Genomic DNA, 11,661 nt, shown 5'->3' with positions numbered 1-11,661 from the left:
GGCTTCGCGTGGACACAAGGGGAAGGAACTGCTTGATCATCGTGCCGGCGCTGCACTCAGGGCAGCCGCAACCGCCTCGCGGATCGGCTTGGGCTCATAGGCCATGCCATAGGGCGAGCAGCGCTTGGCCAGCCCGTCGGGACGCGGCGTAAGGCCCTGCAGCCAGCTATATTTGTCGGCGAGCCCCCAGAACAGGATCGTATCGAGCTGCGGATAAGCGAGCAGGGATTCGAGAAAGGCCCTGGCATAATCCGCCACGGCACGGTCGCGGGTCGCGATGTCGGTGGGCAGCAGCTTATCGTTCACGTCCATCTCGGTGACGACCAGCTTCAGCCCCATGCCGGTCACGTCATCGAGAAAGCTGCGCCAAGCCTTCTCGTCGCGCGCACCGAACGGCGCGCCCTTGGCGCCGCCTGGCGCGCCGATATGGGACTGGATGCCCAGCGCATCGACGGGCGTGCCGCGCTTCTTCAACGCCTCGAGCAATTTGAGCACGCCGCTGCGGTGAAGCTCGTTGCCCGGCTCCCAGCTCATATAGTCGTTATAGACGAGCTGCATCGCCGGCGCCGCCGCACGGGCGGTGCGAAAGGCGATGTCGATGACATTCTCCGCGCCGAGCGGGGTCGTCAGCACCGTCTCGCGCAGGCCGCCGGTCTTCTCGTCGACTGCCTCGTTGACGACGTCGAAGCTCGGCAGCACGCCCGCGTAACGGCCGGCGACGGTCGAGACGTGATCGGTCAGCAGGCGTGCCGCCTCGGCGCGAGGATTGGTGCCGAAATCATGCTCGACCAACCATTTCGGATAGCGCTCGGTCTTCTGCCAGAGCAGCGTGTGGCCGCGCACGCCGAGCCCGACCGACTTCGCCCAGGCGATCAGCGCGTCGGCGGCGCGGAAATCGAAGCTCTTCGCGTCGGGCCGCACCGCCTGCCACTTCAGCTCGTTCTCCGGCACGATCAGCCCGCATTGCGCGGCGATCAGCGCACGGTAGCGGGCATCGCGAAAGCCGGCACCGCCAAGGCAGGTGCCGAAGCGGATGCCCCGCGCCTTGCCGATCGTGTCGAGCCCTGGCGACGCGGCGAGCGCCGTTCCGGGAACGAGCAGGGCGGCAACCGCCGCACCGGCGCCCATCACCGCACGCCGCGTCACTTCGGTCACAGGGCCTCCACGGTAGCACGCGCGCCGTTGGCGGTGAGCGAGGCCAGATGCCGCACCAGCGCCGCGCGAAAGGCCGTGTCGTCGGCCAGCGTGGGCGGGAAGATCGCGTCGATCGACAGCAATGCCGCGACCTGCGCCGCGGGATCGGTCACGCCGTCGAGCCGCGCCGCGGTCACGGCGGCCAGGGGATCATCGACGACATGAGCCGCGCCGGAATCGTCCCGCGCGCGCTGCCAGAGCATCCACGCCGCCACCGCCAGCGCCAGCGCATCGACATCGAGCCCCTTGGCCCGCCGTGCCACGATCGGCGCAAGCAGGCGCTGTGGCAGCTTCTGCGACCCGTCCATCGCGATCTGGCGCGTGCGATGCTGGAGCGCTGGATTGGCGAAGCGTTCCATCAGCGCAGCGCGATAGGCAGCGACATCGAGCCCCGGCGGCGGCGACAGCGTTTCTTCCGCCTCGTCCCACAGGGTCTCGACGAACCGGACAAAGGCCGGAATCGCGACCACCTCGTGCACGAAATCGATGCCGGCCAATCCGCCGAGATAGGCGATGCCCGAATGCGCGCCGTTGAGCATGCGCAGCTTGGCCTCTTCCCACGGCGCGACCGAGGCGGTGATCTGCACGCCCAGCGTCTCGAAGGCAGGACGCGGGCCGCAGAAGCGATCCTCGATCACCCATTGGAGGAACGGTTCGGCCTTGACCATCGCCTGGTCGCTCAGGCCGAGCGATGCCTCTAGCCCGGCGATATCGGCCGGTGTCGTGGCGGGCACGATGCGATCGACCATCGTCTCGGGGAAGGCACCTTCCGCTTCGATCCATTCGGCGAGCGCCGCACTGTGCGCACGGGCGATGGCGAGCACCGCCTGTTCCAGCCGCCGGCCATTGTGGGGCAGATTGTCGCACGAGATGGCGGTAAAGGGCGGCAACCCCAGATCGCGCCGCGCGGAAAGCGCCGCCACGAGGAAACCCGGCGCGGTCTTCGGCGCAGTGAGATCGGCGCAGTCGGCCGCGACATCCGGATCATTGGCCAGCAGCGCACCGGTCGCCGGATCGAGCTTGTAACCCTTCTCGGTCACTGTGAGCGTGACGATATGGACGTGCGGATCGGCCAGCCGCTCGACCAGCGCCTCGGGATTTTCCGGTGCGACCAGCACTTCACGGACGGCACCGATCACCTTGGGGGTGTCGCCCGACCCGTCACGCGTGACGACGGTGTAGAGCCCGTCCTGCGGGTTCATCTCGTCGCGCACGCCCGCCGAGCGCAGCGATGCGCCGGTGATGCCCCAGCGCATGTCGCCGGATTCGAGCGCGGCTTCGAACACCACGGCCTGGTGCGCGCGGTGAAAGGCGCCGATGCCGAGATGGACGACGCCGTTCTTGACCGCGAAGCGATCATAGATCGGCGTGGCGACGCCCACGGGAAGAGCGCCGATCGTTTCGTTAGAAAGGCGTTCCATTATTTCCCTTTCCCGGCGAAGGCCGGGATCCAGTTACGTCGGTCCCTCGACTGGGCCCCGGCCTTCGCCGGGGAAGCAGAAGAAATATGGGGCGAAGAGTAGTTTCTCACAGCTTGTACGCCGCCTTCGCCAGATCATAGGCCAATGCCTTCGCGACCTGATGCGCCTCCTCCTCTTCAAGCCGATGCTCCGCGACAAGCTGGGCCAGGAAGGTGCAGTCCATCCGCCGCGCGACATCGTGGCGCGCGGGGATCGAGAGAAAAGCGCGGGTGTCGTCGTTGAAGCCTACCGTATTGTAGAAGCCGGCCGTCTCGGTCGCGCGCTGGCGGAAGCGGCGCATGCCCTCCGGGCTGTCATGGAACCACCAAGGCGGACCGAGGCGCAGCGACGGATAGTGGCCGGCAAGTGGTGCGAGCTCGCGGCTGTACGTATCCTCGTCGAGCGTGAAGAGGATCAGCGTCAGACGCGGATCATTGCCATAGGCGTCGAGCAGCGGCTTGAGATTGTGGACGAACTCGCTGGGCAGCGGGATATCGGCACCCTTGTCGCGGCCGAACCGCGCCAGCACGCCGGGATTGTGGCTGCGGAACGCGCCGGGATGAAGCTGCATTACCATGCCGTCCTCGATCGACATGCGTGCCATCTCGGTCAGCATCTGGCCGCGGAACAGCTCGGCCTCGGCAGCGCTTGCGGTGCCGGCGCGGACCTTCTGGTACAGCGCCTCGGCCTCGGCGGCGGGCAGGTTGGCGGTGAAGGCGCTTGGGTGGCCGTGATCGGTCGAGGTCGCCCCCGCCTCGCGGAAGCGCGCCCGGTGAAACTGGTGCGCGCGCAGATAGCTCGCAAAGGTCGCGATATCCTCTCCCGCCGTCTCACCGAAGCGGGCTATGTTGCCGAGGAAACCGGCCGCCTCCGGGTCCATCACCGGGTCGGGGCGATAGGCGGTCATCACCCGACCGCCCCAGCCGCTCTCGCGGATCGCGCGGTGATGGTCGAGCGGATCGAGGGGGCTCTCGGTCGTCGCGATCGCCTCGATGCCGAAGCGTTCGAACAAGGCGCGTGGACGGAACGCCGGCGTCTTCAGTGCTGCATCGATCGCATCGTAATAATGATCGGCGGTCGAGGCCTCCAGCCGAACGTCGAGGCCGAAGCATTCCGCGAACACCCAGTCGAGCCACATCGACGACGGCGTGCCGCGGAAAAGATGGTAGTTCTCGGCGAAGATCTTCCAGATCGCGCGGCCATCGGTCGCGGTCGGGCTGCCGTCCTCGGTCGGCACGCCAAGCTTCTCCAGCGGCACCCCCTGGCTGTAGAGCATGCGAAAGACATAGTGATCCGGCACGATCAGCAGCTGCGCCGGATCGGCAAAGGGCTGATCATAAGCGAACCAGGATGGATCAGTGTGGCCGTGCGGGGAGATGATCGGCAGATCTTTGACACCGGTGTACAACGCGCGCGCGATGTCGCGTGTGCGACCCTCGGCGGGGAACAGGCGGTCGGGGTGAAGCGTCAGCTTGGTCATTGATTGCCTTCGTTATGCGCGAGAACGGCCGGCTCCCAGCGCGGCACGATCAGATGGACGACGAGCAGCGCGAGCAGATAGGAGCACGCCGCGAGAATGAAGATCGGCTGAAAGCTGCCGACGGTTTCCAGGATATAGCCGGCATATTTCGCCATCAAGGCGCCGCCGATCGCGCCGGCGAGGCCGCCCAGCCCGATCACCGATCCGGCCCGCCAGCGCGGGAAGAGATCGCCCGGGATGGTATAGACATTGGCCGAGAAACCCTGATGCCCGGCACAGGCCAGGCCGATCAGGCCGGCGGCAACCCACATGTTCGGTGCCGAGGTGGCGAACGCGATCGGCAACGCGCACAGCGCCATCAGGAACATCGCCGTCTTGCGCGAGCGGTTGATGGTGTAGCCCTTGCCGATCAGCCGCGACGAGATCCAGCCGCCGGCGACCGAGCCGACATCGGCGATCAGATAGATCATTACCAGCGGCGGCCCGAAGTCGAGCATCTTCACATGATATTGCTTGTTGAAGAAGTCGGGCAGCCAGAACAGGAAGGTCCACCAGACCGGGTCGATCAGAAAGCGCCCGGCCATATAGGCCCAGGTCTGGCGATGGCGGAACAGCGCGCGGTAATCCTGCACGAGCGCAACCACGCCTTCGACGAAGCCGCGCTTGATGCGGATTTGCTCGGGCTGGGCCGGGTCGGATTCGATGAAGGCCAGTTCCTGCGGCGAGACGCGAGGATGCTGTGACGGGCGGTTGTAGAAGCCGAGCCAGGCGGCCAGCCAGATCACCGTCAGCAGGCCGGTCAGGATGAACGCCCAGCGCCAGCCGAACGCGATGGTGATGATCGGCACGAGCAGGGGCGTGACGATCGCGCCGATATTGGAACCGGCGTTGAAGATGCCGATCGCGAACGCGCGTTCCCGCTTGGGGAACCATTCGTTCGCGGCGGCGAGCGCCGAGGGGAAGGTGCCCGCCTCGCCGAACGCAAGCGTCAGCCGTGCGATCATCATGCCGGTCGTGGTGGTGAAGAAGATGTGCGAGACGTGCCCGATCGTCCACAAGGTGACAGCGATGGCATAGCCGATCTTCGCCCCGACGCGGTCGACCAGCCGACCGAAGATCACATAGGCCACGCCGTAGGTGAGCTGGAACGCGACCGCGAGATCGGCATAGCCGCCCTCCGACCAGTGATATTGCGCGGCGAGATCGGGCTTCAGCACCGACAGGACGAGCCGGTCGATATAGCTGAGCACGACCGCCGCGAAGAGCAGCCCGCAGACGATCCAGCGGACCTTGCCCGATGGCTTGGGCAGGATCGGCGCCTCTGCGCTGACGGTCGCGTTCATTCTAATCCCCTCACTGGCGGCCTCTCATGATCGGGCGGTCACCAGTTGGTCATGGTGCCGTCTTCGAGGCGGTTCACCGGCAGATAGGCGCGCTTATATTCGTACTTGGCGGCCAGTTCCTCATCGAGGTCGACGCCGAGGCCGGGCTTGTCGCCCGGATGCATCAGGCCGTCGGCGAAGCTGTAGGCATGCGGGAAGACCGCGTCGGTCTCCTCGGTGTGGCGCATATATTCCTGCACGCCGAAGTTCGGCACCGACAGGTCGAAGTGCAGCGCGGCGGCCATGCACACCGGCGACAGATCGGTCGCGCCGTGGCAGCCGGTGCGCACATTGTGCATGTCGGCAAAGCTCGCGATCCGGCGCAGATGGGTGATGCCGCCGGCATGGACCACGGTAGCGCGGATATAGTCGATCAGTTGTTCCTCGATCAGCTGCTTGCAGTCCCAGATCGAGTTGAAGATCTCGCCCACCGCAAGCGGGCTGGTGGTGTGCTGGCGGATCAGGCGGAAGTTCGCCTGGTTCTCGGCCGGCGTCGCATCTTCGAGCCAGAAGGGGCGATACTGCTCCAGATCCTTGCCGAGCCGGCCCGCCTCGATCGGGGTCAGGCGATGGTGGATGTCGTGCAGAAGGTGGACGTCCCAGCCCAGTGCTTCGCGCGCCTTCTCGAACAAGGGCGGCACCGAGCGGAGATATTTCTCGCTCGACCAGACATTCTCGGTCGGCAGGTCGGCATCGGCCGGCTCGTAGAAATAGCGGTCCTTCGATACGCCATAGGTCGAGGCAAGGCCGGGCACCCCGGACTGGAGCCGGATCGCCTTGTAGCCGAGCGACTGATAATGCAGCGCGTTGTCGATCGTCTCCTCGATCGTCTTGCCGTTGGCATGGCCATAGACCATCACGCCCTCGCGGCTCGCACCGCCGAGCAGCTGATAGACCGGAAGGCCGGCGATCTTGCCCTTGATGTCCCACAGCGCGGTGTCGACCGCAGCGATCGCCGACATGGTGACAGGACCGCGGCGCCAATACGCACCCTTGTAGAGGAACTGCCACACATCCTCGATCCGGTGCGCATCGCGCCCGATCAGGCACGGCACGACATGATCCTGGAGATAGCTCGCAACGCTCAGCTCACGGCCGTTCAGGGTCGCGTCGCCAAGGCCATAGACACCCTCGTCGGTCTCGATCTTCAGCGTGACGAAATTGCGCCCCGGGCAGGTGACGATGACGCGCGCATTGGTGATCTTCGGCATGGTACTTCCAGTTTCAGGCGATCGTGAGGATCGCGGATTGCAGTTTGGCGGAGCTGTTCCCCGCCATGATTTCCACCCGGCCCATCTCGACGACTTCCTTCATCGCGACGTTCCAGATGCGAAATGCCTTCGGCCCAAGCGTGAAATGGACAATTTTCCGCTCGCCCGGCTTGAGCGTTACCCGCTCGAACCCCTTCAGCGCCATCACCGGCTGGGTGACCGACGCGTCTAGATGGCGGATATAGAGCTGCACCACCTCATCCCCTGAGAGAGTGCCGCTGTTCGCGACCTCGACCGACACGGTGACGTTGCCGTCCGGTGCGATGCTCGCCGCTGACAGTGCCGGCGCCCCGACCGTGAAGCTGGTGTAGCTCAGCCCATGTCCGAACGGGAAAAGTGGCGTCGCATCGTCGAACAGATAGCCGCGCCGCGCGCTTGGCTTGTGGTTGTAGAAGAACGGGATCTGGCCGGCATCGCGGATCACCGTGACGGGCAGCTTCGCGCCTGGATTGATGCCGCCGAACAGCGCTTCCGTCATCGCGGTGCCGCCCTCCTGGCCCATATACCAGCAATCGAGGATCGCGTTGGCTTTCGTCGCAACCATCGGCCAGCTTGCCGGGCGGCCATGGATCGCGACGACCACGACGGGCTTGCCCAGCGCGTGCAACGCCTCGAACAGCGCATTCTGTTCGCCGAGCAAGTCCACCCCGGTGCGGTCGCCGAGATGGTTCTTCGCGAAACCCTCCCGGCTGGTCAGTTCATTGTCGCCGACCGCGAGCAGGATCACATCGGCTGCCCTGGCTGCTTCCACGGCTTCGGCGATCAGCGCACGGTTCTTTGCCGGATCGGCGAGCGCCACCTCGTTCTGGCTCGGATCGTCGCTGGTGGTGATGAAGGCGCCCTGGGCGTGGATCACGTCACCCCCAAGCTTCGCCTTCAGGCCGTCGAGCAGGCTGATCTTCTGCTGCGGCACGCTCGAATAGCCGCCGAGCCGGGCGACGGCCGCATTGGGGCCGATCACCGCTATCTTCTGTGCGCCGGCCCTGAGCGGCAGCGTGCCGTCATTCTTGAGCAGGCATATGCTCTTGCGCGCAGCCTCCAGCGCCAGAGCACGTGCTTCGGCATTGCCGGTGATCTGCGTGGCGAGCTTCACATCGCCATAAGGATTCTCGAACAGGCCAGCGCGGAACTTGAAGGTGAGCATCCGCGCTGCGGCGGTATCCACCGCCGTTTTGCTCACCCGTCCCGCGCGCACTTCGTCGACCAAGGTGCGATAGGCGATCCCGTCGGGGAGCTCGCAATCGACGCCCGCCGCCAGAGCCCGCCGCGCGGCATCGGCCTTGTCGGCCGCGACATGATGAATCCGGTCGAGCTCCTCGACCGCGCCATAGTCGCTGGCGACCACACCATCGAAACCCCATTCGCCGCGCAGCACATCGTGCAGCAGCCATTTGTTGGCGTGGCTCGGCACGCCGTCGATCTCGTTATAGCTCGGCATCACCGCGCCGATCGCGGTGCGCTCCACCACTTCGCGGAAGGGCGGGAAGAAATTCTCGCGCAGTTCGCGCTGGGAAATCTGGGCAGGGCCGACATTGATGCCCGATTGCGGCTGGCCATGCCCGGTCATGTGCTTGAGCGTGGCAAAGACCTTGTCCGCGGCCAGCTTTTCGCCCTTGCCGGCACCCTGCAACCCCTCGACCGCGGCGACGCCCATCTCGCCGCAGAGATAGGGGTCCTCACCGAAGGTCTCTTCGATGCGCCCCCAGCGCGGGTCGCGCGCGATATCCACGACCGGCGACAGCACATAAGGCACGCCCCGCGCCCGCGCCTCGCGCGCGATCACGGCGTTCACCCGGCGAACCAGCCCCGTGTCGAAGCTGCCCGCCAGCGCGATCGCCTGGGGAAAGCTGGTCGCCTCGGTCGCCATGAAGCCGTGTAGCGCCTCCTCATGGAACAGCACGGGGATACCGAGGCGGGTCTTTTCCAGTGCCCAATGCTGCACCGCATTGTTGAACGCGATATTGTCAGCCGGCGTCCGCCAGCGCGCACCGGTGCCGCCTTCGGTGTTGACGATACCTGGCCCGCCGCGCTTGTCCGAAGGCCGGCTGATCTGGCCGATACCGTTGGGATAGGCGGCGCTCGCCCTGGCCGGGTCGAAGGCCAGGCCATTCATGATCTCTGCCTTGGTCGCCCAAAGCGCGATCATCTGCGCGACCTTCTCCTCGAGCGTCATCCGCCCGAGCAGATCCTTCACGCGATCGACGATCGGCGCCCGCGCGTCCTTGTAGAGCGGCGTCGCGGCGCGCGCGAACGCGGCGCCCGGCATGAGTGCCGCGACGCTGGCCGTGGACAGCCAGCCCAGGAGGCGACGCCGTCCGATCATTGAACGACGGTCAGGGTCGCGGACTTGAGGTCGACCGAGCTCGCTCCGGCCATGATCTCGAACTGGCCCGGCTCGACCACACGCTTCATGTCGAGATTCCACATCTGGAACGCACGACGATCGAGGGTGAAGCTCAGCGTCTTCGCCTCGCCCGGCTGCAAGGTCACGCGCCGGAACGCCTTCAGCTCCTTCACCGGCCGCGTCACCGAGCTCACCGTGTCACGAACATAGACCTGCACCACTTCGTCGCCGGTGCGCTTGCCGGTATTGGCGACATCGACCTTCACCTCGACCTGCCCGTCCGGGCGGATCGTGGTCGCCGAAAGCTGCGGGGCGCCGACCGTGAAGCTGGTGTAGCTGAGCCCGAAGCCGAACGGGAAAAGCGGCGTCGCCTCACTGAACAGATAGCCACGATGCGCCGAAGGCTTATAGTTGTAGAACATCGGCAACTGTCCGACCGAGCGGGCGATGGTGACGGGCAGCTTGCCGCCCGGATTGACGTCGCCGAACAGCGCATCCGCCACGGCGTTGCCGCCCTGTTCGCCGAGATACCAGCCCTCGATCACCGCATTGGCTTCAGTCGCGATCTTGTTGATCGCGAGCGGGCGGCCGTTGATCATCACAACCACGATCGGCTTGCCCAAAGCCTTCAGCGCATCGAACAGATCCTGTTGCTGGCCGACTAGATCGAGGCTCGACCTGTCTCCGAGATGGTTGTCGGCCCAGCCCTCGCGGCTGGTCTGCTCGGTATCGCCGATCGCCAGCACGATGGTGTCGGCGCCCCTCGCCGCCTCGACCGCGGCCGCAATGCGTTTCGCATTTTGCGCGGGATCGGCGAGCGTGACCTTGTCCTCCCACCAATCGTCATTCTCGGTGATCTTCACGCCTACCGACGTGACGATGTTCGCGCGACCGCCGAGCTTCGCCCTGATACCGTCGAGGATCGAGACCGTGACCGGCGGCTGGCCATAATAACCGCCCAGCCGCGCGACCGCAGCGCTCGGCCCGATCACCGCGATGGTCGGCTTCGCAGCGCCCGCAGCCGGCATCGCCAGCGGCAGAACCCCGTCATTCTTCAGCAACACCATCGACCGCGCTGCCGCGGTCCGCGCCAGCGCGCGCGCCTCCGCATTGTTGGTGATCTTCAGCGCCGCCGCGACATCGGCATAGGGATGCTCGAACAGCCCGGCACGGAACTTGATCTCGAGCATCTTCCGCACGGCGGTGTCGACCAGTGCCTCGGAAACCTTGCCGGCGCGCACCGAGTCCACCAGCGTCTTGTAGCTGTCGCCCTCTGGCAGGTCGCTGTCGACGCCGGCGGTGATCGCCAGCAGCGCGGCCTCGGTCCGGTCGGCCGCGATATGATGGATCGACCGGAGCTGATCGATCGCGTCATAATCGCTGGTGATCGCGCCGGTGAAACCCCATTCGCCGCGCAGCACGTCCTGCAGCAGCCATTTGCTGGCATGGCTCGGCGTGCCATCGATCTCGTTGTAACTCGGCATCACCGCGCCCGGTGCGGCGCGGCTGATCGCCTGCTCGAACGGCGGGAAGAAATTCTCGCGCAACTCGCGCTCGGAGATCTGGGCCGGGCCGATATTCGTTCCGCTTTCCGGCTGGCCATGGCCAGTCAGATGCTTGAGCGTCGCGAACACCTTGCCCGGTGCGAGCTTCCCGGCCTTGTCGACGCCCTGCAGGCCCTGCACCGCCGCGACGCCCATCTCGCCGACGAGATAGGGATCCTCGCCGAACGTCTCCTCGATCCGGCCCCAGCGCGGATCGCGCGCGACGTCCACCACCGGCGACAGCGCGAGCGTCACGCCGCGGGCCGCGATCTCGCGCCCGGTGATCACATTGATCTGGCGGATCATGTCCGGGTCCCAGCTCGACGCAAGACCGATCGGCACGGGGAAGCTTGTCGCGTCCCGCGCAGCATAGCCGTGGAGGCCTTCTTCATGAAAGAGGATGGGGATGCCGAGCCGGGTCTTCGTCAGCGCGTAACACTGCAGCGTGTTGACCACGTCGATCGTGCCCTTGACGTCATGGCCGGGCGTGACCCGGGGCGATCCGGCACCGAGTGTGTCGGACGGCCGGGCAAACCCGCCAAATCCGTTGGGGAACAGCGCGGCGACCTTGGCCGGATCGATGCGCTTCCCGGCATCGAGCATCTGCGCCTTGGCGTTCCACACCGTGAGCAGCTGCCCGACTTTTTCTTCCAGCGTCATGCGCTTGAGAAGGTCGTCGACGCGTGCCGTGACGGGCGCCGCGGCATCCTTGTAGAGCGGCTTCGCCTCGGCGGGCGCCGACGGCGGAGGCGCAGCGCCGCCGAGCGCTATCGGTGCGGCACAGGCGAGCAGAATCGCCAGCGAGCGTTGAATGGTGCGCGGCGCGATAACAGGCATTTCGGCTACCCCCTCGATGGCGCTGATTCGTTGGCCGACACCACGCCAGCGCCTCTTTTCTGATAGCGCTACCATGCTAAGTCAGGCAAAGACTGTCAATCGCCGATGGCCAATGCAGGGCCGTGGCGCGCGCGTTTGGAGAGGAATGA

Annotated in this window: 7 protein-coding genes; all 7 read right to left on the bottom strand. The window is 66.0% G+C overall.

Annotated features, from left to right (window positions below; all coding sequences use genetic code 11):
* Positions 1–36: 36 nt before the first annotated feature.
* The 7 genes from AC1DT7_RS13745 to AC1DT7_RS13715 all read right to left on the bottom strand — a co-directional run bounded on the left by AC1DT7_RS13745 (position 37) and on the right by AC1DT7_RS13715 (position 11,512).
* Positions 37–1,155, bottom strand: a complete 1,119-nt coding sequence (locus AC1DT7_RS13745) for an endo-1,4-beta-xylanase (protein ID WP_478036588.1) — start codon at positions 1,153–1,155, stop codon at positions 37–39.
* The gene (locus AC1DT7_RS13740; RefSeq protein WP_478036587.1) at positions 1,152–2,615 is read right to left on the bottom strand and encodes a mannitol dehydrogenase family protein; all 1,464 of its coding nucleotides are present in this window, start codon (positions 2,613–2,615) and stop codon (positions 1,152–1,154) included. Before AC1DT7_RS13740 ends, AC1DT7_RS13745 begins: the two co-directional genes overlap by 4 nt.
* 106 nt (positions 2,616–2,721) lie before the next feature.
* Positions 2,722–4,134: a glucuronate isomerase gene (uxaC, locus tag AC1DT7_RS13735; protein ID WP_478036585.1), complete on the bottom strand. Its 1,413-nt coding sequence runs from the start codon at positions 4,132–4,134 to the stop codon at positions 2,722–2,724.
* Positions 4,131–5,477: an MFS transporter gene (locus tag AC1DT7_RS13730; RefSeq protein ID WP_478036584.1), complete on the bottom strand. Its 1,347-nt coding sequence runs from the start codon at positions 5,475–5,477 to the stop codon at positions 4,131–4,133. Before AC1DT7_RS13730 ends, uxaC begins: the two co-directional genes overlap by 4 nt.
* 38 nt (positions 5,478–5,515) lie before the next feature.
* Positions 5,516–6,727, bottom strand: a complete 1,212-nt coding sequence (gene manD / locus AC1DT7_RS13725) for a D-mannonate dehydratase ManD (protein WP_478036582.1) — start codon at positions 6,725–6,727, stop codon at positions 5,516–5,518.
* A 13-nt stretch (positions 6,728–6,740) separates the two neighbouring features.
* Positions 6,741–9,110, bottom strand: a complete 2,370-nt coding sequence (locus AC1DT7_RS13720; protein ID WP_478036580.1) for a glycoside hydrolase family 3 N-terminal domain-containing protein — start codon at positions 9,108–9,110, stop codon at positions 6,741–6,743.
* Positions 9,107–11,512 carry a glycoside hydrolase family 3 N-terminal domain-containing protein gene (locus tag AC1DT7_RS13715; protein ID WP_478036579.1) on the bottom strand — a complete coding sequence of 802 codons (2,406 nt, stop codon included), beginning with the start codon at positions 11,510–11,512 and terminating at the stop codon, positions 9,107–9,109. Before AC1DT7_RS13715 ends, AC1DT7_RS13720 begins: the two co-directional genes overlap by 4 nt.
* Between the last annotated feature and the right edge of the window lie 149 nt (positions 11,513–11,661).

It is taken from the genome of Sphingomonas sp. P3_C6, assembly GCF_056402595.1.
This window is presented reverse-complemented; position numbering and strand designations above follow the sequence as displayed.